Origin of the sequence: Chondromyces crocatus (assembly GCF_001189295.1) — a bacterium.
GTDB classification, from domain to species: Bacteria; Myxococcota_A; Polyangia; order Polyangiales; family Polyangiaceae; genus Chondromyces; species Chondromyces crocatus.
In genome coordinates, this window is the sequence record NZ_CP012159.1 from 7090745 (window position 1) to 7117649 (window position 26905).

The window sequence follows — 26905 nt, forward strand, 5'->3', positions numbered from 1 at the left end:
ACCCCCGCGATCGATGCGGGGAATCAGGTGCCGGGGGAGCGCTTCGGTGGGTGGGACCGCCACCACGCCCTGCGGTCTCAGAGACAGCAGAAGGTGGTCGGGCCATCGGGTGTCACGCGGCCGGTCGGGCTGCCACCCCGCGGAGCGCAAGCCCCGGGTTCGTCCACGGTCCAGGTCATGGAGAGGCTGCGGAGGCCGCCGGGCAGGACGAGATCGGTGCAAGCTCGGGTCGCAAGGTCCGGATCGACATCCCCAATCGAGTCGTTGCATGCCGGATCCCTGAACGCTTCGACGTTGACCCTGCACTCGCTCACCGCAGGGGCGTCGCAAGCGCAGGCCGTACACGCGAGCGATCCGTCGATCCCTTCGAAGAAGACACGCCGTTTCGGATACCCGACAGGACACGTCGGTTCGTCGCCGCGGGTGTACACGCACTGATGGAAATCACCCGTGAGCTGAGGCGCGCACCAGTTCGCTTCATCCTCGCAGAGCCGCGGTGCAGCTTCATTCGCACAGGCCATCGCGTGGAAATCCCAGGCGAAGGCATCCGAGGCGGGGATCGGCCCGACGTTGGGCTCGCACGCCCCGACCCGCGTCTCCGACGCGCTGAGGGAAGCCACGTCCGCTTCGTCGACAGCGGGCACTTCCAGGCACGAACCGCTCCAGAGGGGCGGGATCGGCAGGTGGAGATCGTCGTCGCGCGGCTCGTCACCCAGGCAGACGGCGCGGTCGCTCGTGGCGATGGTCTCGGGGGACAAACAGGTGATGGGTCCGCAGGAGCAACGCGGGCAGCCACGCTCCACGCTGAGGCCATCGTAGCCCTGGTAGACGCGGGAGGGGGCGTGGTCCGGGCACGGGGGTGGCTCAATCGCTCTCGGTCCTGCCCACACCAGCACGGGCCCAGCCCACCCGAACGGCGCCTCCGGGACGCACTCGCCCAGGGCCTCGATGCAGGGATGGCAGGGATCGTCACACGTCTCGCAAGGATCAGGGCAGGTGTAGATCATGATCCGCCCCAGCCGACACGAGGCAGGGAGCAACGTGAAGAGGACCGCAAGCCCGCCCAGGGTCCCCCACGCCAGCGTCCTGGCTCGCGTCCTCTGGCGGAGGGTCGGTTCCGGATCGTCCTGGGAGTTCATCTCATTCCCTCACAGCAGAAGGTCGTCTGCTCGTTCGTCCATACTTCGCCCCTCGGGAGGCCTCCTGAGGGTTCACAGCGGCCGGGATCCTGCTCGTTCCATTTCGCGCTGATGCTGCCCACGGTGATGGGGCTGGGCCCGTCCAACCACCCCTTGCAGGGCGCGTTGTGGAGACCCATGGCCGTGCCGCCTGAATGGCCCGGCGTCATGTCGCACTCCGGGCGATGAAACAAACGAACGACCGCCACGCAGCTCCCTTCCATCGGCTCCCCGCACGCGCATTCCGTGCACCCCAGCGAGCTCTCGATGTCCTCGTGGAACACCCGTCGCTCCGGATAGTGGGTCGGACAGGGACCGGGTTCCCCTCGCCGCCACAGGCACTCCCGGAACCCCTCCGGCGTGACCCGCTCTTCGCGCGGCACGCTCTCTTCGGCTGGCGTATTCCCCTCACCGCAGGCGCGCGCGTGCGTCGCCCAGACAGGCTCCGCCACCATCGGCTCTGGCCCGGTGACGGGCGTGCACGGGCTCAACGTCGTGCTCAGGAAGCGGATCGAGCGAAACGACCCTGCAGGAATCGTCGGATGCGTGACACAGGACCCGTCCCACGGATCGGGCGCTGGAAAGGTCGTGAACGTCGGGTCGGGGACGTCGTGCGCATTGCACATGAACTCGTCCCACACCACGAGCCCAGCCGGGAGCTTGCACGCAGCGGGACCGCAGGCACACGAGGGGCAGCGTTGCTCCGCAGACAGCCCATCGATCCCCTCGTAGACGACCTCGGGCGCCCAGGCAGGGCACCCTGGCGCTGGGGTGGCGGCATCCCCCCACCAGAGGAGGACAGGGGGTCCCCAGCCCAGCGCGTCGGTGTCCTCACAAGCGCCGTCCGCGCACGGATCACAAGCGCCTGTGCAACAGGTGCCTTCGCAGACATCGCGCTGTTCGTCCGCACGTCCGCACGTCACCAGGGTCGCGAGGACGCAGCCCATCGCCACCAGGAGATGAAGTGATTTCACAGAGCGTGAGTATTCCTGCGATTTGCCAGGGAAGGTCAATGCCTGGATCCGAGCCAGAGGAAGAGTTCGGAGCGATTTTTTCTCACCCACCGAAGAAAGGCGCGGTCTTCATTTTTCGCGACAAGGATGGCCGCGATTTCACAATGCACCTGCATGCCATCCATCAAGAGGGACCCAAACAACGAAACGGGTTGAATCGAAGCGTTGGCGAGGAAAATTCGACTCCATGCATGACAATGCACATCCTGCGATGTCGTGGAGGCATCCCTGATGTCGCGATGCCTCTCCGAGTACGCAGCGGACCGCCGCCATGTGCTTGCAGGGATCGCTCTCGTCCGGGCCAAGGAGCAGCACGTCGAGAGAGCCGAGTGCACCGTCGGGAACAGGCTCGCACCTCCCGCACGAACCTGTCGTTGCCGAAGCATGGAGGCTAGCGCATCCCCCGCCCCGGTCTCCTGCCTGGACGCCTCGTCGATTTCCTCCTCCCCGCTGACGAACGCATCCCCCGAGAGCGCGAACAGCTCACGCAGCGCGGCGTCACCCAGCTGCGTGATCCACTGCTCCCCGGCGCCCACCACCTTGGCCGCGAGCCCTCACTTCTGCTCCCGTAGCCGACGGAGCCGATCACTCACACGGTTCAGCGGACCTCCTGCGGATGGGCCTCGATGCCGTTGCACTACTTCGCCTATTTTTACCAATCGATGACCAATACAGTCATCATTCACCCACCTTCCGAACATGGCTTGTCAGGGCACGCGGGCCTGCGGCAGGGTTCGCGACATGCGACGGCATGCTCGTGACTGGGTTCGCTGGCACCGTGGACCCCAGCGCACCGATTCCCAGAATCTCGCGTCGGCCCTCACCGTGCTCACCGTCGAGGAGCTGCGAACCTTCATCACGGACGCGCTCCCGCGGCTCGACGACGGCATTCGAGCCCAGCTCGAAGACCTCCTGCTCCTCCGGGCGGCCCGGGGTGGCTCGGGCTGGAAACCTCCGCCTCCCTCGGCCGCCATCGTCGAGAACATCCGAGCGTTCACCGCAATGGCACGCCGCCAGGGGAGCGCCGAGCCCGCCGAGGTCGACGATTGCCTCCGCCAGGCCCTCACCGCCTCCCTCGCCGGGGAGCACGCCACGGCGCGCGCCGTGTTCGACACCCTCCTCCACCCCATCACCCACGGCGACATCTTCCTCGGCCAGGACGAGCTCGTCGACGAAGTCCTCTCCGTCGACCTGGAGGCGTGCGTCCACCACCACATCGCCGCCGTCTACCAGACCACGCCGCTCCCCGAACGCGCCAGCGCCATCCTCCAGGCCCTCGACGCCTCCGACGGCCTCGCGTACCTGACCGACCCCCTCGACGCCATCCTCCAGGTCCTCGGCAAGCCGCCCCCCGACCTCGACGCCTTCCTGCCCCTCTGGATCGACCACCTCGAACGAGAAGATTCACCCTCCGCCATGAGGTCCCCGCGCCGCGAGCGCTGGTTCCGCGCCGCGGTCGCGCGGCAAGAGGGCATCCCCGGCCTCGCGCGCATCGCCCACGCCACGAAGCGTCCCGGCGACGCCGACGCCTGGTGCAACGCGCTCGTCGCCGAAGGCGCCTGGTCCAGGGCCCTCGCCGCATACGAGACCTCGATCACCCTCGTCGAGAGCGACGTCGCCCGCGGGCGATACCTCGATGGCGCCGCCCTGGCCGCCCAGGTCCTCGAACGCAAGGACCTGCGGAAGAAGCTCGAAGCCGCGTGGCAACAGGCTCCCACGCTCCCTCGTCTCCTCCGGTGGCTGATGGCGGGCGACCCCTCGACGGCCGTCCTCCGTCGCCGCGCCACCGCCGCGCTGGCCGCCCCTCCGAGCGACGCTCCCCCGCTCCTTGGCCTGCTGCACGTGCTCACGGGCGATCTGCCCTCCGCTGCCGCCCACCTCACGGCCTGCCCGGGCCTCGGCTGGTCCAGGCTCGACCATCCAGGCCACCTGCTGTTCGCGAGCTTCGCCTGGCTCCTCGGCGGTGCGCCGACCGGCTCGCTCCGCGAAGAGCTCACGCTCGTCCTGCGCCAGCCTCCCGGCGACGCCTTCGAGCTGCTTCCCGGGGTCGATCTGCTGCCCGGGGTCGACCTGCTTCCCGAGGTCGAAGAGCCAGCGCGCGCGAGGAAACCCGTACTTCACACCCCGACCGTCATCGACGTGCTGCAGCGCGCGGAGGCGATCTCTCGGCTTCCGCTCGGCGCCCCGAAGTTGATCCTCGACGCCCTGAAAGCCGCCGCGGTCCAGCGGACCGAAGGCGTCCTCGGGGAAAAGCGACGACGGACCTACGACCACGCCGCGCGCCTGATCGCCTGCTGCGTGGAGCTCTCCGACGGTCCGTGGGGCGCCGGAGAGACCACGCGGTGGGCCGAAGGTCTGCGCCTGCGTGCCGCGCGGTTCCCAGCCTTCCAGGAGGCGCTGCAGGCTGCCCTGGGGCGAGCGCGCCGCGCAGGCATGGCCGCGGAGGTCGGATCAGGAGCTTGAGCGCCGGTGCTGCCCACACGAGGACGGAGCCTAACCAACCGAGCTGCGGATCCGGAACGCACGCGCTCTGGGTCTCGACCTGATCCATAAGCCAGACGTCGGCGACGACGAGGACGACCCGGCACAACCTCATGCCGTGATTCGTGCTGGGAACTCGTCCTGCGGCAACGACGCCATCAGCGACCAGACAACCCGACCGGGACGCGACGATCGCCGAGACGAGGTTCGCTCACCCCAACATGCTCGGCGTCTTACGGCATCACAGCGAGCATCACTCCGGTAGCCCCACGATCGCCCCAGGCGCCCCGGGGTGCTCAACGCCTTACGGCATCACAGCGAGCATCACGGCCATGTTCGCGCGCCAGATCACATGCTGACCGAGATGTGCTCAAAGCCTTACGGCATCACAGCGAGCATCACCTGGACTTGCAGAACCGCCGCCGTCGGTCAGGAACGTGCTCAACGCCTTACGGCATCACAGCGAGCATCACCGGGCTGGGCGGCACGCACCGCACCTGCGCTCGCACGTGCTCAACGCCTTACGGCATCACAGCGAGCATCACTGTTGACAGCCGACGTGGCCAACACTGTCAGCGTCACGTGCTCAACGCCTTACGGCATCACAGCGAGCGTCACGTCGTAAGTGGCCTCGGGACCCGGGAATCCGTTACTGTGCTCAACGCCTTACGGCATCACAGCGAGCGTCACAAGACGGACGCGCCGTTGACAACCATATGCGACATCTGTGCTCAACGCCTTACGGCATCACAGCGAGCGTCACGACTTCGCCTGCGCAGGAGCCACGCTCCGTCGCTGGAGTGCTCAACGCCTTACGGCATCACAGCGAGCGTCACCGGAGAGCCTTCGCCAGCACGGATGGTACCGCAAGTGCTCAACGCCTTACGGCATCACAGCGAGCGTCACTCCCTCTCGCGGCGGCCCTTATCCTGAACGCATTCGCCGTGCTCAACGCCTTACGGCATCACAGCGAGCGTCACAGCACCACCCCTCGCCCCGTGCGGCTCGCCTCCGAGTGCTCAACGCCTTACGGCATCACAGCGAGCGTCACGAGAATGCGCAGAGTGCCTGGCGCAGGATCGACAAGTGCTCAACGCCTTACGGCATCACAGCGAGCGTCACGGCGATGTGGCTGGGGTTGGGTGGGTGATCTTGGTGTGCTCAACGCCTTACGGCATCACAGCGAGCGTCACTCCATCCCGGAGGAAGCGTGGCGCGCAGCAGGGGGGTGCTCAACGCCTTACGGCATCACAGCGAGCGTCACCACTGATGCCAGGCGGCAACTGCACGAGCGGGCCGGGTGCTCAACGCCTTACGGCATCACAGCGAGCGTCACGCTTCCCGCCCGTGCTGGGGTTCACCATTACCGTCTTGTGCTCAACGCCTTACGGCATCACAGCGAGCGTCACCTGTCATCTGTAGTTCTGAGACCGCCATTGTTGGGTGCTCAACGCCTTACGGCATCACAGCGAGCGTCACCCGCAGAGGACAACCGGGTAGCGAAGCTGTTCCTGTGCTCAACGCCTTACGGCATCACAGCGAGCGTCACACTCAGTCACCGACTAACTCAACGAGTACGGAGAAGTGCTCAACGCCTTACGGCATCACAGCGAGCGTCACTGGACGGAGGTGCCCGATGAACTTCGGAGAAGATGTGCTCAACGCCTTACGGCATCACAGCGAGCGTCACCCCGGAGGCCGGCCAGTCGCTCCACACCACCGTCACGTGCTCAACGCCTTACGGCATCACAGCGAGCGTCACGTAGCTCTGGCGGAACACGTCCCGGTCTCTGAGCGCGTGCTCAACGCCTTACGGCATCACAGCGAGCGTCACTCTCCCGCGTAGTCAAGGACGTGCCCTACTCCCCGTGCTCAACGCCTTACGGCATCACAGCGAGCGTCACTGCCGACGAAGCTCTTGAAAGGGCGCAAATTCACGTGCTCAACGCCTTACGGCATCACAGCGAGCGTCACGTCGTGATAGCGGGTGCAGGGCGCGCTGGTTTGAGCGGTGCTCAACGCCCTACGGCATCACAGCGAGCGTCACGGAGGTCTTTTGGAGGTACAGATACGCTGGCGCGTGTGCTCAACGCCTTACGGCATCACAGCGAGCGTCACCAGACGCGCTCCTCGCTGGCGTCGCCGCACTCCCGTGCTCAACGCCTTACGGCATCACAGCGAGCGTCACAGGTCCCTTGCCCCCGCTTTTCCAGTCGAAATGGCAGTGCTCAATGCCTTACGGCATCACAGCGAGCGTCACCGCTGAGAAGTGCCGTCTCGCCGACTCGCAGAAGAGGGTGTGCTCAACGCCTTACGGCATCACAGCGAGCGTCACAGACCAGCCCCGCACTGACCTTTGGCCGCGTAGTTGTGCTCAACGCCTTACGGCATCACAGCGAGCGTCACTCGTCCGCAGGGTGGGTGTCACAGCGGGCTCGGCGAAGTGCTCAACGCCTTACGGCATCACAGCGAGCGTCACGGATTCGGGGCGCGCCGAGCGGCGGCACCACGGGACGGTGCTCAACGCCTTACGGCATCACAGCGAGCGTCACAGTGACGTTGCCCTGGTGTCTCGCCTGCTGGATCGGGTGCTCAACGCCTTACGGCATCACAGCGAGCGTCACAAGGAAGGGCATTGGAACCCCAGCCCACAGTCTAGGTGCTCAACGCCTTACGGCATCACAGCGAGCGTCACCGGCGAATGTTGCGACCGATTGCTTCGCGCGCCTTTTGGTGCTCAACGCCTTACGGCATCACAGCGAGCGTCACATTCGGCGAAAGCGGCGCCGAAGCTCAGTGGCATGTGCTCAACGCCTTACGGCATCACAGCGAGCGTCACTCTCCCGGGATCGCGTGGCCTCGCGCATAACATCGTGCTCAACGCCTTACGGCATCACAGCGAGCGTCACTGAACTGATAAGAGACGGCGCTTGCGCGACCCTTGGCGTGCTCAACGCCTTACGGCATCACAGCGAGCGTCACGCGCGCGGCGCCGAGCTGCTCGCCGTTGCTGTCTGTTGTGCTCAACGCCTTACGGCATCACAGCGAGCGTCACATGCAGCGGCCGGCTTGGCCGGTGAAGTCGCTGGAACGTGCTCAACGCCTTACGGCATCACAGCGAGCGTCACTTCAGATCGACCGTGAATTTCCAATCAAGGATCTGTGCTCAACGCCTTACGGCATCACAGCGAGCGTCACCCCCTATCCGCACGAGCATGAGCAACAGCTCCACAATGTGCTCAACGCCTTACGGCATCACAGCGAGCGTCACGCACGAGGTCGATCGCCGGGATCTTCTGGGGCTTCGAGTGCTCAACGCCTTACGGCATCACAGCGAGCGTCACGTGGACCCTGGACCTAGCCGAGGGTGGCGTCGTGTTGTGCTCAACGCCTTACGGCATCACAGCGAGCGTCACGGAGGGCGGCGACTGTCCGGCGTGCGGCAACGATAAGTGCTCAACGCCTTACGGCATCACAGCGAGCGTCACCCAGAACTGGGAGCGCGCCGCCGGGGACCCAGTGGTGCTCAACGCCTTACGGCATCACAGCGAGCGTCACCCACCACGGCGCGTGCCTTATCCGTCTGCGCGTCGTGCTCAACGCCTTACGGCATCACAGCGAGCGTCACTCACCCCTTGCGACACCAACGCCACCCAACACGGGTGCTCAACGCCTTACGGCATCACAGCGAGCGTCACTCGATACGAGCCCCGCCCCCTTCGGGCAGCTCAATCCAGTGCTCAACGCCTTACGGCATCACAGCGAGCGTCACCCCGACGTCGGAGCAGGTTGGCGAGGTCCACCAAGTGTGCTCAACGCCTTACGGCATCACAGCGAGCATCACCCCGCCACAGATAACCACTTGAAATCACACCTCTTTCCACCACCTCTTTCAAGCTCCTCCTCTCCCCTCCCTCCAACGCCCTCTCCTCCCCTTCTACCCACCCTCCCCCTCCCCAGCAACCCCGCGGATTTTCCCCCGATCACGCACCTCCCCCCTCCCCACTCACCCCCCAACCCCCTGAAATCACGCCACAACTTGTCAAAGAACGACCGCATCTCCCTGGACGCGCCCACATCCATGATCCTCACACCATCCGGAACGGCGGCGGGTCGGCTTCCAGAGGAGCCAGCGCCTCTCCTTGCACGCTCACCCGGGCGGCGCAGCCCGAGCACAACCGGATCACCATCAACCGATCCTTCCCATCGATCATCGCGGACAGCTCGAACCGCAACCGTGCCAGCTCGCGCGCCGTCCCTCGCACCCGGAAGGCCGAGTACTGCATTGGCTTTCCCCAGGCGCTCAGCGTCTTGTGAACCTTCCGCAGCGTACTCGGCTCCGACACATCGTACATCACCAGGTGCCAGTGTCGCGGCTCAGCCATCTCGTCCTCCTCTTCCTCTCCTCCGCCCTCTCGCCCTCTTCACGCTCCCCTGAACCCTCCCTCCGAACGCCCCTGCCCCCCTCACCTCAACGAATCCGGAACCGCGCGAACAAGCCGCCTTCTCCGGACCATTCTTTCTCCAGCAGCCGCACCTCCAGCTCCATCATCCGCGCGTACGACAGCGAGAATCCCAGGGCGTCGTGCCGGTATTCCTCGTGCTTCCGCCGCTCGTACACCTCCAGCATGGCCCGCCGGCCCTCGTCGGACAGCCACACCTGACGGCCCGTCACCGTGAAGTCGCGCTCGGCGTGGAAGGTCCGCCGGTTCACGGCGCCGAGCACGGCCATGTCCACCACCGGCACCCGGAACAGCTCGGTCAGGTCCAGCGCCAGGGGGAAGGCTGCGCTCCGGGGCTGGTGCAGCACGCCGAAGGCAGGCTCCAGGCCCACGCGCTGGATGGCGCTGAGCACGTCCCGGTAGAGCAGCGCGTACCCGAACGACAGCAGCGCGTTGAAGCGATCCTCGGGGGGTCGGCGGCTCCGGCCGTTGGGCAGGAAGGCCTCGCCTGCGTCGGGGGACACCAGCCGCGCGATGGCCTGGAAGTAGGCCCGCGCGGCGTTCCCCTCCTGGCCCATCAGCTCCTCCCGGGTCGTGGCGTGCGCGGCCCGCCGCAGACAGCCGCGCATGAGGTCGATGGTCCCAGCGATCAGCTCCCGCAGTGCCGCCTCCTTCCGGCTCGACCGCAGCAGGTGCCGGAGCTGCATCTCGACCTTCGCCAGGATCAGCCGCCGCGCCAGCGAGAGCGTGAATCCGTCGTCGGTCAGACCCCGGTACTGCCGGATCCGCCGCTGCACGCCGCCAGGGCCCATCGCGAACATCCCCACGTGCGCGCCGCTGGCGGTCACGAAATGCACCGGGATCTCCTCGGCGGCGCACAGGCGCAGCGCTTGCGTGGTGATCTGCGCGTGGCCGTGCAGCACGATGTCGCTCACCTCCCGCACGCCCACCCGGGTCCGCCCCGCGTCCCGGTCCACCACCTGGAAGCAGTCGCCGGACCGGCCCACCCGCGCGCCGTGGCTGACCACGTGCAGGCTCCGGCGCTCCGTGTCGGGGGGGTACAAGCGCACGGGCGTCGGGGCCGACGGGTGCTCGGGGGACGTCTCCGGCCCGGTCGCCTCTGCGAAGCGCGCTTCCTCGGGCAAGCAGACGGGGGCCAGGCTGCACCGCACACACTTCCGTTCGTCGTCGGTGACCGGCGGGCGCTCCGTCGTCGTGGTCAGGTACCGGGCCCGCGCGACGTACGAGGCCACGAGCGCGCGCTCTCCGTCGGTGATCGGGACACGCACGGTGACGTTGTCCTTGTGGTAGCGGACGCGCGCTTCCTCCACCTCCGCGCCCGTGTGCTCTTCGAGCAGCATGGCGTAGGCCGCAGCCTGCACGACGTCCGTGGGCCACGCCGCCGGGATCTCCCCGGGCCCCCGCCGGCAGCGGCCTCGTTTGTGCTCGATGGGGTAGAGGGCCCCGCTCCGCCGTCGTACCGCGTCCATGCGGCCGCGCAGGCCGAGGGCCTGGGATTCGAGCGTCATCTCCACGACGTCGGCCGGTTCGTCGAGCTCGACGTGCAGGCGCCGGCCCTCCCAGACGGCCTCGTCGGCAACGCGGAGTTCTTCGACTTCTTCGAGGTAGAACAGCCGCTCGCAGTAGACGAGGGCGTGCAGTGACATGACGCGTAACGTGGGCGCCGCGGTCTCGGTTTCCATGGCTCGAAGCCTCCAGTGCGGCCTGCACTGCGCAGGCCAGTGATTGAATGCATCAATGGCTTCCGCGACCCAGTCCTGTCCAGTGGTAAATGGTCGTGCGGACGACCAATGCGGGGGGAACCATGGACAGCGTGGCGGTCGGATGGCCACCGTTGGCTTACCCGCAGCGCAGGATTGGAGGAGAACGGCGACCTGGCCATTTCTGACCCGATGCACGCTGCACAGCGCATTCACCCGACGCTCAGGCGCATCGTCGATGGTCGGAGGTCTACCGCATCCCCTTGCGCGTCGTCACGCCTCGATACCGGCACGCACACGCGCGCCGGCGTCGGAGTGACCCTCACGCGTGGAACATGCCCGTCACCGAGCGTGGAGCATGCCCGTCACCGAGAGACGAGGTCCCGCCGCCGCGCCCCACCCCTGCGAGCGCGACCGAACGAGGCCTTCAAGCTGGCGACGAGGGCGCAGAAGGCGTCCAGATCCACGCCTCCTCGGGAGGCTCGCCCAGCGCCTCGACCGTCGGCGCGCAGAGCAAGGTCCTGGTGCGGCTGCTGTCCTCTCGGTGAATGCTCACCGGCAGACGGCAACTCCCACGCCGGAGTGACTCCTCCGGAAGGATCGGCGTGTACCAGCGCGCGGGGCGGGGCGCATTCAACACATCGAGACAGTCGAAGAGATAACTGTTGTCGCCGGCAAACGGCAGACCATAGCGCGGCTCGTCGAGCTCTCCCCGAAGCCCTCGGCGCACCCGCCCCAGGATCGCCGGGTCTTCCGCTTCGGCGCCGAGCACCACGTCGAGGCCCACGAGGACCTCACGGCGCACGGGCACGATCCAGAACTTCGCCCCGTGCGTCCTCGCCTCCAGCTCCTTGCCGGAGTTTCCCACCGGGTAGCTGTGGAGCTGCTGGTACAGGGTGCTCACCCCTGGCGTGACGAGCTGCCCGATGGCCAGCCGGAGCCGGGGGACGTCATCCCGCATGCCCGTGGTCACGGCGGGCCGGGGATCCCGGGTCTCGATGCCCGCGAGGTTGAGCAGCAACCCCAGGGCCGCGGAGTACGGGATCGTGGGGACCGACGTCCGGTACACGCCCGCCTGCAACGGCCGATAGGCGGCGAATGGCGCGCGGACGTGCAACCAGAGGCGCTCCACCTAGCGACCTCCGAACGCCGCAGCACCGAGCTGTTCGAGCAGCGCCTGCGGGTTCTCGTGCAGGTGAACGCCTTCGGCGGCCAGGCGCTCCCGCTCCGTCTTCTCCAGCTTGCGCACCACCTCGCCCCCGAGCCAGATCTCGTCCCCGGGCAGGTCATCCGCCTTGACGCGCGACAGCTCCGGAAAGCCTCCCTGCGCGTCGAAGCCGTACGTGTCGAAGCCGGCAACGAGGTTCGCGGAGAGCCTCGCTACGACGCTCCGTGGCGCCATCTCGTAGTAGCTGCGCGCGTGACCACCGGCCACGTTCGAGAGCTGCCCGAGCGCCTTCAGGAGCGCGCGCGACCAGACAGGCCCTTGCTCCTCCTGGAACACGTCCTGACCGGCGAGCGCGAAGGGATACTGGTAGGCCGTGTCGACGATCTCGCGGTGAATCAACGCCGAGCTCGCAGAGTTTCTCCAGGGGCTCTCCCCGGCATTGAGGGGCGACTGATGAAAGGTGGCGTCGAAGCTGTAAGGGGTCAGCGATACTGCGAGGTTCATTCGCAAGACGCTGTCGCGCTTCGCTCGCTTGCCCTTGTTCGCCTTGATGGCCTTGTCGTCCGCGACCATGAAGCCGAAGAGAAAATCGTCGGCATACTTCGTCGCATCGGGGAACTCCTTGAACTCGACGGCGAGCTGGTCCTGGTCATGGAGCCGCCGGCGGTTCGTGGGAAGGCCCCACCCGGACAGGATCTCGCGCAGCGCATTGCGCATCGATTCGGGGCTGATCACCGTGTGCTCCTGGTTGCCCCGGGTGATCTTCTGGAGAATCGTCCGGTTCTCCTCGCTCTCCCCGCGGTAGTTCGAGCTGGGGGCCGCGTAGGTGAGCACGGTGGCGAACAGGTTCTTCGGGCTGGTCTTCTTCTCTTTGTCGGATCTGGACATGGCGATTGGCTCCTGGAATGGGACGTTCACCCAGCGGCGGAGAGCGCGAGCAAGGTCAAGGTGCGCACCCGGTCGGGCTCCTTGGCGAGCGCGTGCGCGACGACTTCATAACGCGCCTTGGAGAGGTACTGCGGCACCGAGCAGAGAGACCCCACGAAGTAGGAGGCGAATGCAGCCCCGGATCGGCTCCGCACGGCCAGGAATGCCTCCTTGGCGATCTTCTCCTTCTTCGCGTTGTACTCGGACTTTCGAGCGTCATCGGCCTTCGAGTCTTTCCACTCGCCTTTCCACTCCAGGCCATATTTCGTGCTGAGTTTCTGGGAAACGTAGGTCCTCGCCACCGAATACACGATCTCTTCGATATCGAGCCGTTCGGGGGCTTTCCCGTCGCGTTGCTGCATGGTTGCCTCTCGGTTCTTCTGCGCGACCTCGAAGGACAGCCGCGCGTCGTGTCGAAATGACTTCGAGCCGATGGTCACCTCTTTGTACGAGGTCGTCTCGGCGATGCGGTCAAACCCCCGGTACCAGGGGGCTCGGTCGAGGAGATTGAGGAGCCGCTGCCGCTTGAAACTGTCGCTCCGCAACCTCATCCCTCGCAGATGCGTGTATTCGTCGAGGATCTCGTCTTCCAGGTCGAGGCGCCACGCGCCGAGCAAGCGGACGCTGTTGCCCTGCTTCTCGAGGTGGTACACCTCCAGCGCCACGAGGAGATCGGCCGTGGAGCGGCGGCCTTCCTGGGAAGCGATCCTCGCCTTCAGACGCCTGGCCATGTCGAGCGCGCCCTCGGCAGGCAAGAGAATCACCGCTGCACGTGGTCTGAATCCGGCGACGTCGGTCTCTCGTTCTTTGAGCACCCGCGGCAGCTCGTCGCAGAATGTCGCCAGATCCGCCACGTCGGGGACCACGATGACGTAACCCCCGCCGGACTCGGAGGTACCGTCCACGATGCTGACGACGCGAGGCACGTAGACCTGCAACGCGATCGGCAAGAAGTGCAGCAAGAACTGCTGACGGGCCAGATCCCTGAACCCGACGTTCTCTGCGCTCCGCTCCTGGGCACCGATGAAATACGTGCCCGGAAGCTTGATCGCCTTGTCCGCCGGACCCGTCAGATCGGCCCAGGCGTCGAGATGCTCGGTGGTCGCCCGCTCCTCAGCCCGGGCCTCGAAGGGCAGACGCTGCGTCGGGATGCCGCGCAAGATCGCCCACACCATGTCCCGCCACAGCTTGATCCAGAGCGTCGTGCCATTCGCCGTTGGGGGCTCGTGGTCGACGAGGAAAGCACCTCGTGGGACCACGACCGGGTAGATGTGGAACTTCTTCTTCTTGCTGGTGCCCGACTTCGGATCCTGGACCTCCCGCTCTTCCACCCGCAGCGGCTCGACGAGTTCACCGCCGCGCCTCTTCCAGGGCGTCTGGACGGCCACCTCCTCGTGACTCGCGTCGTACATCGCGTCGAGCAGCCGCTTGACCCCCGTGAGATCGAGCCGGAGGCTCACCCGCCCCGCCTCCAGCCGTGTGATCGAGCAGATGCCTCGCTCCTTGGCCGGCTGACGCGCAAGCCACGCGACGAGCATCACCAGCCCGGCCAGCCCCGCGCGGTGCTGCGCCGAGGGAAGCTCCGCGAGGCTGTAGGTCAGCTCGATGGGGCCCTCGGGCGCCACCTCGTCCGTCCCCTCCTGCCCTCGAACGCCAGCCCGAGGCTTCCCCTTGGACGCAGCCTCCTCGCCCCCACGCTCGGCCCGGGACGCCTTCGTGCGGCCTTGTCCCTTCACTTCGCTCCGTTCCTTTCTGGTCCCGGCTTCGCGTGGGCTTCGGGCTCCGTCAGCCGGCCGCTCGACCCCCGCTCGACCCTTTCTGGTGGCCACTGCACTCATGACCTCTCCGCCCCCTCGTCGGTGGGAAACCCGAACTCCTCCGTGTAACGCGCCGACGGGGCGACCCCGAGATGCCGTGGCAACCAGGAGGGGCGCTGTTCGTCCGGCAAGGTGAACTTCCGGCGAATGGAGATCAGGTAGGGGTCGAGGCGATCACGCTTCTGGTGCAAGGCTTTGACCTGCGCCAGATCCCTGTCGAGGATGCAGGTGGCGGCCCCCCCATCGGTGTCGCGGAAAGCGCCAGGCACAGCGTAGTAACCGCTCTGGAGGAACCGGGCGCTACCGTCCGCGTCACGCTCCGCCAGGGCATGCTCCTCCAGGGCCACGGCGAGCTGATGCTGAGAGATGTTTTCGGTCCCGAGAGAGGCCAGAAACGCCGTCGACGCCGTCAGATCCTGGCGTGAATAGGGCTCGGGCCTCTCGGGCGGATACCAGAGCAGCCGCGCGCGAAACTCCGGCGATCGGTCCAGACGGCGGTGCGCCCTCCCGAAGCGCTGGACCAGCGCGGTGACCGGCGAAAGCTCGGTGATCAGGACGTCCGCGTCCAGATCGAGGCTCATCTCGCACACCTGCGTGGTCACCGCGAGCGCGCGACGCTCCTTCTGCTGGAAGGCGGCGACCGTCTTGTTGTGACGCTCTCTGCGGTCCTTCAGCGTGAACCGGCTGTGATAGCAGTGGACGGGCTCCCCGAGAGCCTCCTCCAATGCCCGTGCGAGGCGCTGGCAGCGGCCGACTTGATTGACGACCCACAGCACCCGGTCCCCACGCCGGTAGGCGGCGATGGCCTCGGCACAGGCAACGTCTTCCCCTGCCCCTGCCACCGCTTCGATCCGATAGCGAGGATGTCGCTCCCGCGCCTCCAGATCGGCCAGCTCCACGCGCGCCTCTTCGCTGGGATAGACGCGAAGCCCCGCTTGCACGAGCTCGTTGCGCCGGCTCGGCGGGAGCGTGGCGGTCATGCACAGGACGGGGACATCGAAATGCCGCAGGAAGCTCACCAGCACATCGAACATGTGACGGTCGAAGCTATGCACCTCGTCGATGACGACCGCCGCATCGGCGAGCACGGGAAGCAAGCAGAGGCTCTGGTAGCTGTGTTCCATGAAGCCGAGGAATTGATCGACGGTGGCGCTGAAATAGCGGCGCGGCCAGACACCGAGGGCGAAGAGCCGGTCCTCGGCGTGCTCGAACTGCTTGTCCTTCGCGCCTTCGCTGGGATTCTCCTGCATCATCTCCAGCTCGTAACGCGCGCTGCCGTGCAAGAGCGTCGCCATGTCCTCTGGCGCCCACGACACGTAATCGCGAAACCCCTCGGTCGCCGTGCCGCGCGTCGGGTAGAGGAACACCACACGGCCAATCGGCCGCGATTTCGCTTGCTCCTGAGCCCACCGCCAGGCCGCAAGCGTCTTGCCGGCGCCACAGGCGGCGAGCAAGAGCGCCCGCGGCCCCTGCTCCGCAGCGCGGTCCTGGAACCTGTGGTACGTGAAACGCTCGCCAGGCTTCGCGAGGTGCTTTTCGCGAGGCGCCAGGATGTGAGTGTGCACATCCTCGGCCGTCAGCGCCGGCGCGTGCGCGACGTCATCAATCCACGCTTCGAGGGGATGGTCCTCGCGGTGCAGCCCCGAGGCCACGCTATCGGCAACGATCACGCCCGCCTTGACGGCGAGGAGCAACGATCGTCGCTCTGAATCGATGCGCAATGCGCGATCCAGCGCGGTCGCGGCACGCTTGCCCTCCCGCAACGCGGCAATCCACGTCTCGTCCCCTAGCCCCCAGCTCCGCTGGCCTAACGTCGGAGGCTCGCCGACACCTGCCACCTCGGCAATGTGATGGAGAATGGCCTTCACCTGAGGATGGTCCAGATGAAGGCGCACCGCCTCTCGACCCCCCCGCGGCGCTCCCCAGGTGTGATCGCCCGACCTGGCTGCCTGGAGATGGTGCGAAAGAACAGCGGCGGTGAGGACCTCGACATCCACCAGAGGACCCCGGGCGATCCACGTCCGGACCTCTGGCAGATGGAGGATCAGGGCACTCAGGTGCTCGTGACGGAGCGCCTGGGCCGGCGCCCCCCGGGTGGTCACCGCGACCATGAAGTCCTGGTTGGCCTTGCCCAGATCGTGGAACAGCGCAGCGAGACGCAGGTTCAACAAGAAGCGCTCTCGGTGTGCCTCGCTGATGCGGAAGAACCGACAGAACGCCTGCCCCCAGCGGCGGGAGAGGTCGAACAGGCGAACTGCCGCAGCCTCGGTCTCGACGAGATGCCGCTCCAGCGAGAGCCGTCGCGGCCCACGCGGGCTCTTCGCCAGCAGCTCGATCGGCTCCCCGAGCTGGCTCACGACGCATGCTCCCGGCCCGCGCTCGCCTCATCCACCGTCGCGGGAACGAACACGCCGCATCCCATGCGACGTCGCCCGCCGAGCCCCAGCGCTTGCACGCGCAGCGCGCCGTCTTCCGTCAGCCCGTGGAGCTCGACCCCGAACCCCACCACCTTGTCGTTCGCGACGTCGAGCACCCGCCGCCTGCCAGCCGTCGGTCGCCCAGCCACCCCCATCGCATCGAGCTGCCGCTGAAGCGCCTCGAGGAAAGGCTCGGGCTCCAGGAAGCCTTTGATCGTGACCAGACGCGCCCGGAGCGTGGAGGCCGACGCCAGCGGAAACACCGAAGACACGCCAACCCGCGCCGCATGGCCACCGATGTCCAGCCACTTGCCCGCGAGGGGAAGAACGCGTGGTATCTGCGCCGGATCGACCCGGAGCCGCAGGCCCCGACGGCCATCGACGGCCAGCAACCCGTCGGGTCGCGGGGTGCCCGGGAGGGGATGCACCGCGAGCCACTCGGCGCCATGCAGATCGCCGAGGAGGCGACACAGGGCGCTGAACAGCGCATACCCGTGGTCGAGAGGCGCGAGCTTCGCCGCGAGCCGGAAGGAGATGTCCACACGCGGGGGGATGTCGGAAATCACCGAGACCTCTTCTGGGGAGTGGTGCGGTCTAAACCCATGAGCGCCACCCAAGGCTTTACCGGATCCGGATGCATGCGAGGGCGAGAATGCGCGACGCATGCGCCGCTGGTCGACCGCCGGATCACGCACCGCGTCGCCACGGTCGTCGAAGCACGTCTTCCGCAGCGGAAACGGGTTTTGCCATGCGGCGGGGCAATCACGCGGATCGTCGAGCATGCCCCGCACACTGCAACTGCCTTGCCAGCCGCCTCTTGCGGTGATGCCTGGCGTCTCCTCTGCCGCCAGCCACCTCTGCGGCCCTTCAGCGGGGCCTCGTCCTCTGGATCCGCGCCCAGCCCCCAGCGCGAGCTTCCGCCCCACGCCGCCGGCCTCATGCGAGGCATTTGCAGCCCTCTCGCGGCGCGCCTGTGTGATCGTTCGCCCTTCAGGTGCGCGGCGGGTCGGGCGTCTTCGCGGCCTGGCGAGGCACCTGGCAACGGTGGATGTCGGCAAAGCCGCTCAGACCAAGGCCGACCTGGGGACGGGTCACCTCTGGCCCGCGGCCAGGCCACAATCGGCCTCCCCGTGGCCGACTGTCGACCGCCGAACCGCGATCCGTCGGGCTCCCGCCAGAAAGAACCCGACCTCCAGGCAGGCCGACGACAGCTCCCTTCCTGATTGACGAGAGATGTTCCCACGCACGAGGGGCCACAACCTCCGACGCCACCCCGACAATCCGCACCGTGGAGCGTGCTCAGCGCCTCACGGCATCACTGCGATGCATCACCCGTGGACCACACCTGCCGCAGTTCTCGTTGTCAGAGTGCTCAACACCTTGCGGCATCACCGCGAGCATCACCCGCTTGCGACCGCACCTCCAGTCGCTCACCGTCAGTGCTCAACGCCTTACGGCATCACCGGGAGATCGCCTGGCTCAAGCTCCAGATCGCGGTGATGCTCAACGCCTTATTAATTCCAGCATCACCGCGAGCATCACGGGTCCGCGATGAGAGCGCCGTGGCTGTCCGAGCAGTGCTCAACGCCTTACGGCATCACCGCGAGCATCACTGACCAGCAGGATCGGCCTCGTGCAGCCGCTGCATGTGCTCAACGCCTTACGGCATCACTCCTTGACGGGCGCGGGCCCGATGCGGACCGACTGGGTGCTCAACGCCTTACGGCATCACTGCGAGCATCACTGGCGAGAAGCGCCTGCGCGAGAAGCGTCAGCGCTAGTGCTCAACGCCTTACGGCATCACCGCGAGCATCACCTTCTCGGTGGCTGCGGGCCTCGACCGCTTCGCCGCGTGCTCAACGCCTTACGGCATCACCGCGAGCATCACTCCGGATCCCAGCGCGGCCGTTCGTCGGCCCGGTGTGCTCAACGCCTTACGGCATCACCGCGAGCATCACCTCCATCGAGCATGCCCCCAACAGCAGCAAACAGTGCTCAACGCCTTACGGCATCACCGCGAGCATCACCGCCGCTGAAAAGGAGACCACCGACTCAATCCCACGCAGTGCTCAACGCCTTACGGCATCACCGCGAGCATCACGAGGAGGCAGACCGTGACGCTGCCTGAGCTTCCCGAGTGCTCAACGCCTTACGGCATCACCGCGAGCATCACCCCACGGAAGCCCACTTGGCGACCTGTCCCGGCGGGTGCTCAACGCCTTACGGCATCACCGCGAGCATCACCTTTGGCTCTTCCACCATTGCGCCATGTTAACGATGTGCTCAACGCCTTACGGCATCACCGCGAGCATCACTTCGCGACGCTCACGCCACCGTCGCGCGCCTGGACGTGCTCAACGCCTTACGGCATCACCGCGAGCATCACAGCGTCTCGAGGGTGGCGTAGGCGGCGGTGGCGTCGTGCTCAACGCCTTACGGCATCACCGCGAGCATCACAGGGAGGCTCTGGTCGGCCCGCTCCGGGCACTGGAGTGCTCAACGCCTTACGGCATCACCGCGAGCATCACGTCAAGCGGCATGGGCTCCTGGCCAGGGGAGAAGAAGTGCTCAACGCCTTACGGCATCACCGCGAGCATCACGGGAAGGGAACGCGGCCGGTGTCGTGGATCGTGATGTGCTCAACGCCTTACGGCATCACCGCGAGCATCACGTCAATGGTCATCTCGTCCGCAAGTAGAACGTAAATGTGCTCAACGCCTTACGGCATCACCGCGAGCATCACGCCAGGTCGCAGAGCACCTCGAACAGCTCGCCACCGTGCTCAACGCCTTACGGCATCACCGCGAGCATCACTGCCGGAGCCTGACACCCGTCCAGACGCTTCCAGAGCGTGCTCAACGCCTTACGGCATCACCGCGAGCATCACTTGGCGTCATCCCCGCCGGCAACCTTGAATACAGGGTGCTCAACGCCTTACGGCATCACCGCGAGCATCACCACCGCGTCGGGGCAATTGTGCCCAGCGATTACGTGTGCTCAACGCCTTACGGCATCACCGCGAGCATCACCACCGCGTCGGGGCAATTGTGCCCAGCGATTACGTGTGCTCAACGCCTTACGGCATCACCGCGAGCATCACGAGAGGGTCGCGGCAGCGATTGCAAAGTACAGCTTCGTGTGCTCAACGCCTTACGGCATCACCGCGAGCATCACATCGATGGTATCGGACGAATCCGACCACCTCGTGCAGAGTGCTCAACGCCTTACGGCATCACCGCGAGCATCACTATTGTCCTGCACTGCGCCAGACCACACCTTTTCCCCGTGCTCAACGCCTTACGGCATCACCGCGAGCATCACCCTGCACCGCCTCCGCCAGTTCACCAACGCTCTTGTGCTCAACGCCTTACGGCATCACCGCGAGCATCACGCTCCAGCGGGAAGGCCATGGGGTGCTTCGGGAGCCGTGCTCAACGCCTTACGGCATCACCGCGAGCATCACGCTCATGGACGAGTGGGACACCGACGTGTTCCTCCAGAGGTGCTCAACGCCTTACGGCATCACCGCGAGCATCACTTGCCAGTGACCGTGCTCTTGTCGAGCATCCCTGTGTGCTCAACGCCTTACGGCATCACCGCGAGCATCACGTCGCGACCGGCGATGATCCGCGGTCGTCTCCGAAGTGCTCAACGCCTTACGGCATCACCGCGAGCATCACCTCGACAGTGAGCCCCAGGGATCGGGACAACCACCGGTGCTCAACGCCTTACGGCATCACCGCGAGCATCACCGTTGCGACAACGGGGGATGGGTCCAGGCACCCGCACGGTGCTCAACGCCTTACGGCATCACCGCGAGCATCACCGCCCGTGAGCCCCTCCAGCTTCACAGCTAGTTCTTCCGTGCTCAACGCCTTACGGCATCACCGCGAGCATCACGGAGCATCACAATCCGCTCGGCGACGCGGCTTTCGTGTGCTCAACGCCTTACGGCATCACCGCGAGCATCACTCACGCGCTTCCTTGAGCGTGGTCGTGCACCCGATGAGGTGCTCAACGCCTTACGGCATCACCGCGAGCATCACCGACTCCTCCGCCTACAGCTCAACCAGTGAGCGCATGTGCTCAACGCCTTACGGCATCACCGCGAGCATCACTGCTCAACCTGCGACAGCTTGTAGATCACAAGTCTGTGTGCTCAACGCCTTACGGCATCACCGCGAGCATCACCCTTTGGGGGCCCGGCGATCGTGGTGCGCCGCTGGTAGTGCTCAACGCCTTACGGCATCACCGCGAGCATCACAAGGTCATGGCCTGGGGGATCAACACCGTCTTCGGGTGCTCAACGCCTTACGGCATCACCGCGAGCATCACGCCAGGAATGGGCTTCATTGCAGGAGCGGTTAGCTCGTGCTCAACGCCTTACGGCATCACCGCGAGCATCACTCCGCAGGGTGGGTGTCACAGCGGGCGCAGTGAAGTGCTCAACGCCTTACGGCATCACCGCGAGCATCACGTGGTCGGCCCCGTGACGGGGGCGATGGCTGCTGCGTGCTCAACGCCTTACGGCATCACCGCGAGCATCACACCCCCTTGAGGCGCACGTCGCTGATCGTCGCGTAACTGTGCTCAACGCCTTACGGCATCACCGCGAGCATCACACGAGCGTGTTGGTAGTTAAGACCCTGCTTAACCTGTGCTCAACGCCTTACGGCATCACCGCGAGCATCACCAGCCACTCGCGGCAGGTTTGCGTACGAAGTGAGATGGTGCTCAACGCCTTACGGCATCACCGCGAGCATCACATCAGGATCCCCACGCCGCCAGGATTCGCGGCCATAGTGTGCTCAACGCCTTACGGCATCACCGCGAGCATCACCGCTGGTGGCGTTTCGCATTTTGAGGTGATTATGGGGTGCTCAACGCCTTACGGCATCACCGCGAGCATCACAGGCGAAGGTGACGCCAGTGCCAGGGACGGCGTAGGAGTGCTCAACGCCTTACGGCATCACCGCGAGCATCACCCACGGGAAAGTCCCGCGCTCGGACAAGGCCTTCATGTGCTCAACGCCTTACGGCATCACCGCGAGCATCACGCGAGCGCTGCGTCCAATCCGTGCGGCGCCTGCCGTGCTCAACGCCTTACGGCATCACCGCGAGCATCACAGGGCGTGAGGGAAACTTCGGCATCATGCAACGCCCAGTGCTCAACGCCTTACGGCATCACCGCGAGCATCACTCAGGTCGCGCGCGACACCGGTCCGGTCAACATGTGTGCTCAACGCCTTACGGCATCACCGCGAGCATCACTATTCAAGGACTACAAGCTCGACATGCTCGTCATGTGCTCAACGCCTTACGGCATCACCGCGAGCATCACGAGAATTCCGCTCGCGGTGGGCGCAATCAACATGTGTGCTCAACGCCTTACGGCATCACCGCGAGCATCACCCGTGGCGGTTCAGCACGTGTGCCGCCTCGTGCAGCCAGTGCTCAACGCCTTACGGCATCACCGCGAGCATCACCGCCACGGTGCGCTCCGATGGCGATGACGTTGCCGTACTGTGCTCAACGCCTTACGGCATCACCGCGAGCATCACGTCCCTTCGCAAGCGGATTGCCAAGGCCGCGAAGTGTGCTCAACGCCTTACGGCATCACCGCGAGCATCACACGCCATCAGCAACACAAAGAGTCCCAGCAACCAGTGCTCAACGCCTTACGGCATCACCGCGAGCATCACCTGGCTGACGTGCTCGGGGGGCCTCTGCGCCCAGCTGTGCTCAACGCCTTACGGCATCACCGCGAGCATCACTACGAGCGCCAGAACGGGTAGATGGCGAACAGCACGGTGCTCAACGCCTTACGGCATCACCGCGAGCATCACTTGGAGCCAACGTTTCCACCGCGTCGCGAAGATGTGCTCAACGCCTTACGGCATCACCGCGAGCATCACCTCGGAGGCCGAGACCTCCGAGTTCGTGGAGGCGTTGTGCTCAACGCCTTACGGCATCACCGCGAGCATCACGACCTGGGGTACGCGCAGATCCGGCGGATGCCCTTGTGCTCAACGCCTTACGGCATCACCGCGAGCATCACCCGAAATGGCGGACTCCGCGAACGCCGTGCTGCCGTGCTCAACGCCTTACGGCATCACCGCGAGCATCACCGATGGCGGCGACGTCCCCCTGACGCGCCCTTTCGACGTGCTCAACGCCTTACGGCATCACCGCGAGCATCACAGTAGAAGTCCCCGCCTCCCGCCATCGGCGCATTCGCGTGCTCAACGCCTTACGGCATCACCGCGAGCATCACTGAGCAGCCGCTTTGGGCTCTACGATCGACCACCTGGTGCTCAACGCCTTACGGCATCACCGCGAGCATCACCGTCGTGGCGTGCGACGGGTGCGGCGCGTACAGCCGGTGCTCAACGCCTTACGGCATCACCGCGAGCATCACTTCCACGGAGCGGGCGAGACACTTCAACTTTGAGATGTGCTCAACGCCTTACGGCATCACCGCGAGCATCACCCCGCCACTCGTAACCACATGAAATCACTCGCATATTCTCCGCCGTTTTCAAGGTCCTCCTCTCCCATCGCCGTGACCCATCTTCTTCCCTTCTACCCCCCCTTCCCCTCCCCAGCAACCCGGCGGCTTTTCCCCGATCACGCACCTCACCCCTGCTTGCCCACGGGCCAACCCTCTGAAATCACACGACAACTTGTCAAAGAACGACCGCGTCGCCTCTGGACACGCCCAGGTCCATGATCGTCACACCATCTGACCCGGCGGCGGATCGGCTTCGCGCGAAGCCAGCGCTTCTCCTTGCAAGCTCGCCGAAGGTGCACCGCCTGAGCGCAGCCGGGTCACCATCGACCGATCCTTCCCATCGATCCTCGCGGACGGCGCGAACTGCGACCGTGCCAGCTCGCGCGCCGTCCCTCGCCTACGGAAGGCTGAGGCTGCATTGGCTTCCCCCGGGTGGTCAGCGACTTGTGAACCTTCCGCAGCGTGCTCGGCTCCGGAACATCGTACATCACCGGGCGCCAGTGTCGCGGCTCGGCATCTCCGCGTCGGTCGCTTCCCGGAGCCCCTCGACCTCGAACGCTTCCCGGACGCACGTATGACAACGAGCATCCCAGCGCATCGTGCCGGGCCTCGGAACCGTGTCGCAGGATCCAGCGCCAGCGGTCGTGCTCCACCCCGCAGCCGCCGGTGCGGCTGGCTCACCCATGGCGGGCGGACTTCTCTGCGAACCCGATCGCCGATTTCTACGGATCGAGGCGCTCCGTCATCTTCAGCAGGAGGCTCCAGAACCTCCTGCTCATGCTCCCCCCACCAACTGCACGTACCTCCCCCACCTCCTGCTCGTGCTTCCTCCACCACGAGCACGCGCTTCCCCTACCTCCAGTTCGTGCTTCCTCCACCACGAGCACGCGCTTCCCCCACCTCCAGTTCGTGCTTCCTCCACCACGAGCACGCGCTTCCCCCACCTCCTGCTCGTGCTTCCCCCACCTCCTGCTCGTGCTTCCCCCACCTCCTACTCGTGCTTCCCCCACCTCCTGCTCGTGCTTCCTCCACCTCCTGCTCGTGCTTCCTCCACCTCCTGCTCGTGCTTCCCCAACCACGTGCAGGAGCCTCCCCTACCTCCTGCTCGTGCTTCCCCCACCTCCTGCTCGTGCTTCCTCCACCTCCTGCTCGTGCTTCCTTCACCACGAGCACGCGCTTCCTCTACCTCCTGCTCGTGCTTCCTCCACCTCCTGCTCGTGCTTCCCCAACCACGTGCAGGAGCCTCCCCCACCTCCTGCTCGTGCTTGCCCAACCTCCTGCTCGTGCTTCCTCCACCACGTGCACGTGCTTCCCCAACCACGTGCAGCAGCCTCCAACCCTCTCGGATTCCGCCCAGAGTCCCTCGGCGGCCCGTCCTGGGCCCCCTCCACCCAGTCCACATCGACTCCGGACGGATAGCGCCCCCTCCACCCCCCACCCCCCTCTCTCCTCTTCCCTCCACACGCCCCCCTCCACCTACCAGCCCCCTCTCCCTCGCCGTCCACGCTCCGTCCAGGAGGCCCCACCCCTCCCCCCTCACCGCCCCCGCGCCTCCCGCTCCACCGCCTCCATCGCCTCCCCGAACCTCACCTGCGCTGCTGCCAGGCTCTCCTTCGACAGCCCCACCCGCGGGAACGGGTTCACCTCGATGAAGTGGAACCCCTGCGCATTCACCACGTAATCCACCCCCGCGATCGCCAGCCCGAACACCCGCATCGCCTCCCGCGCATGCGCCACGAGCGCCTCTCCCGGCGTCCACGGTTCGACCGACGCCCCGGGACCGTTCTTGATCCACGACCCCGCGTTCTCGATCCGCGCCCCGAACGCGCGCTCGCCGACGAGCAGCACCCGCACGGACGTCCCCTGGAAGAACGGCTCCATCGACGCGATCCCCTCCCATCGCGGGATGTCGCGCGCGGACTGGATCAGGAACTTCCCCTCGCCGCGGTGCTCCTCGCCGACCTTGAGCACATAGGGGAACGGGAGCTGCGGCGTCGGGGTGTGGGTCGCCTGCACCACGGGGTGGTCGACGAGCCCGGCGGCGACGCACCTGGCGAGCGCGGCGTGGCGCTCGGAGGCGGCGAGGAGCAGCTCGGGCGCAGGCCAGCACGGGATCGCGTGCTCGGCGAGCAGGCGCAGGGTGTGGCGCTCGAGGTCCTTGTCGCGGACGTCGGCGAAGTACAGCACGCCCTGGAAGTCGTCGGTGGTGTTCCTCGGGCGGTGCAAGCGCCCTGCGGTCACGGCGAAGGAGGTCGCCGAGACGACGGCGCCCCAGCCAGCGCGCTGTTTCAGGAGAGGGAGCGCCGCCGCAGGCTCGCCGGTGACGAAGAGGAAACGGGTCTCCATGGCGGAAGGTCACAGCATAGGCGACCACGCCAGCGCCCCACAGGCGACCACGCCAGCGCCCCACAGGCGGCCGCGCCAGCGCCCCACAGGCGACCGCGCCAGCGCCCCACAGGCGACCGCGCCAGCGCCCCACACGCCGGGATGCGCCGGGAAGACCTGGCGCTCGTGGGCTCAGACGCGCCGGAAGCGCTCGTCGCGAGCGGTGCAGCGCGCGAGGCCCACGCCACAATGACCCGTCGCTACGGCGCCTCGCCCTCTGGCCTCTCGGGCGCCTCCGGGAGCCACAGGGCCGACAGCTCCAGCTCTATCGCCTCGAAGGGCGAGGCGCGCACGACAGCGTCGCCCGAGAAGCCTTGCTCCACCACCCACCGCTTCTGCGGGCCGAGGCGGAACACCTCCAGCATTCGCGCCAGCGGGTCGACGAGCCACAGCCACGTCACCCCCGCGGCGGCGTACGCCGGCCTCTTTCGCGTCCGGTCGAGGGAGGCCGTCGAGAGGGACAGCACCTCGCACACCCAGTCGGGTGGCAGGGTGAAGAAGGCAACCTGGGGGAGGTCCGGCATGCGTTCGCGGCGCCAGCCAGCGAGGTCCGGCACGAGCACGTCGTCCCCGAAGTGCAGCTCGGGTTCGTAGAGGATGTGCCAGCCGCCCGGGCCCCCTCGGCCTCGCTGGAAGGGCGAACCGATGTCCATGCCCAGCACCGAAGCGGCGTGCGCGTGGGGGGACGCAGGTCGAGGGGAGGTGTACAGCACACCGTCGACGAGCTCGGCGACGAGGTGCGCTGGCGCGGCCACGAGGTCGGCGTACGTGGCGGAGGGGGCGCGCTTTTCAGCCGGATCACCCATCGAGGCCACAGTAGCACGAGGGGCTGGCGACGATCGCGG

At 66.4% G+C, this 26905-nt stretch carries 12 protein-coding genes and 2 CRISPR repeat arrays; of the genes, 1 reads left to right on the forward strand and 11 read right to left on the reverse strand.

The genetic code is table 11. The features are described from left to right. Positions 1-77: 77 nt before the first annotated feature. On the reverse strand, positions 78-1139 hold the full coding sequence (locus tag CMC5_RS25910) for a hypothetical protein (RefSeq protein ID WP_050432925.1): 1062 nt from the start codon (positions 1137-1139) through the stop codon (positions 78-80). Next, positions 1136-2152 (reverse strand): hypothetical protein, encoded by a 1017-nt coding sequence (locus tag CMC5_RS25915; RefSeq protein WP_156338873.1) that lies wholly within the window; start codon positions 2150-2152, stop codon positions 1136-1138. The genes CMC5_RS25910 and CMC5_RS25915 overlap by 4 nt, the downstream gene beginning before the upstream one ends. 780 nt (positions 2153-2932) lie before the next feature. Here CMC5_RS25915 and CMC5_RS25925 point away from each other — a divergent pair. After that, entirely contained in the window at positions 2933-4654 is a 1722-nt protein-coding gene (locus tag CMC5_RS25925; protein WP_050432928.1) for a hypothetical protein, read from the forward strand. Positions 4655-4893: 239 nt separating this feature from the next. Further along, a CRISPR array of direct repeats spans positions 4894-8516; the repeat unit is 36 nt; unit sequence GTGCTCAACGCCTTACGGCATCACAGCGAGCGTCAC. A 244-nt stretch (positions 8517-8760) separates the two neighbouring features. Here the strand turns inward: CMC5_RS25925 and cas2 are convergent. The 9 genes from cas2 to CMC5_RS25970 form a co-directional block, all read right to left on the reverse strand. Continuing rightward, positions 8761-9057 (reverse strand): CRISPR-associated endonuclease Cas2, encoded by a 297-nt coding sequence (gene cas2, locus CMC5_RS25930; RefSeq protein WP_050432929.1) that lies wholly within the window; start codon positions 9055-9057, stop codon positions 8761-8763. Positions 9058-9143: 86 nt separating this feature from the next. Continuing rightward, positions 9144-10817 (reverse strand): type I-MYXAN CRISPR-associated endonuclease Cas4/Cas1, encoded by a 1674-nt coding sequence (locus tag CMC5_RS25935; RefSeq protein WP_050432930.1) that lies wholly within the window; start codon positions 10815-10817, stop codon positions 9144-9146. A gap of 445 nt (positions 10818-11262) precedes the next feature. Continuing rightward, positions 11263-11967 carry a CRISPR-associated protein Cas5 gene (gene cas5 / locus CMC5_RS25940; protein ID WP_050432931.1) on the reverse strand — a complete coding sequence of 235 codons (705 nt, stop codon included), beginning with the start codon at positions 11965-11967 and terminating at the stop codon, positions 11263-11265. Continuing rightward, entirely contained in the window at positions 11968-12891 is a 924-nt protein-coding gene (cas7i, locus tag CMC5_RS25945; protein ID WP_050432932.1) for a type I-B CRISPR-associated protein Cas7/Cst2/DevR, read from the reverse strand. Positions 12892-12917: 26 nt separating this feature from the next. Then, entirely contained in the window at positions 12918-14666 is a 1749-nt protein-coding gene (cmx8, locus tag CMC5_RS25950; RefSeq protein WP_050432933.1) for a type I-MYXAN CRISPR-associated protein Cmx8, read from the reverse strand. A gap of 98 nt (positions 14667-14764) precedes the next feature. Continuing rightward, a complete protein-coding gene (gene cas3 / locus CMC5_RS25955) occupies positions 14765-17104 on the reverse strand; it encodes a CRISPR-associated helicase Cas3' (RefSeq protein ID WP_050432934.1) in 2340 nt (779 codons plus the stop codon). Then, the gene (gene cas6 / locus CMC5_RS25960; protein ID WP_050432935.1) at positions 17101-17946 is read right to left on the reverse strand and encodes a type I-MYXAN CRISPR-associated protein Cas6/Cmx6; all 846 of its coding nucleotides are present in this window, start codon (positions 17944-17946) and stop codon (positions 17101-17103) included. Before cas6 ends, cas3 begins: the two co-directional genes overlap by 4 nt. Positions 17947-18872: 926 nt before the next feature. Beyond that, positions 18873-23654: a CRISPR direct-repeat array (repeat unit 36 nt; unit sequence GTGCTCAACGCCTTACGGCATCACCGCGAGCATCAC). Between the two features lie 1557 nt (positions 23655-25211). Then, complete coding sequence (locus CMC5_RS25965) at positions 25212-26021, reverse strand: ATP-grasp domain-containing protein (protein WP_050432936.1); 810 nt, start codon at positions 26019-26021, stop codon at positions 25212-25214. Between the two features lie 239 nt (positions 26022-26260). Beyond that, positions 26261-26866 carry a Uma2 family endonuclease gene (locus tag CMC5_RS25970; protein WP_050432937.1) on the reverse strand — a complete coding sequence of 202 codons (606 nt, stop codon included), beginning with the start codon at positions 26864-26866 and terminating at the stop codon, positions 26261-26263. Positions 26867-26905 lie beyond the last annotated feature (39 nt).

Bases quoted from the DNA above. Each gene is read 5' to 3' on its own strand.
- CMC5_RS25910 (WP_050432925.1), bottom strand. From the start codon at position 1,139: ATGAACTCCCAGGACGATCCGGAACCGACCCTCCGCCAGAGGACGCGA.
- CMC5_RS25925 (WP_050432928.1), top strand. From the start codon at position 2,933: ATGCGACGGCATGCTCGTGACTGGGTTCGCTGGCACCGTGGACCCCAG.
- cas2 (WP_050432929.1), bottom strand. From the start codon at position 9,057: ATGGCTGAGCCGCGACACTGGCACCTGGTGATGTACGATGTGTCGGAG.
- CMC5_RS25935 (WP_050432930.1), bottom strand. From the start codon at position 10,817: ATGGAAACCGAGACCGCGGCGCCCACGTTACGCGTCATGTCACTGCAC.
- cas7i (WP_050432932.1), bottom strand. From the start codon at position 12,891: ATGTCCAGATCCGACAAAGAGAAGAAGACCAGCCCGAAGAACCTGTTC.
- cas6 (WP_050432935.1), bottom strand. From the start codon at position 17,946: ATGCTCGACGATCCGCGTGATTGCCCCGCCGCATGGCAAAACCCGTTT.
- CMC5_RS25965 (WP_050432936.1), bottom strand. From the start codon at position 26,021: ATGGAGACCCGTTTCCTCTTCGTCACCGGCGAGCCTGCGGCGGCGCTC.
- CMC5_RS25970 (WP_050432937.1), bottom strand. From the start codon at position 26,866: ATGGGTGATCCGGCTGAAAAGCGCGCCCCCTCCGCCACGTACGCCGAC.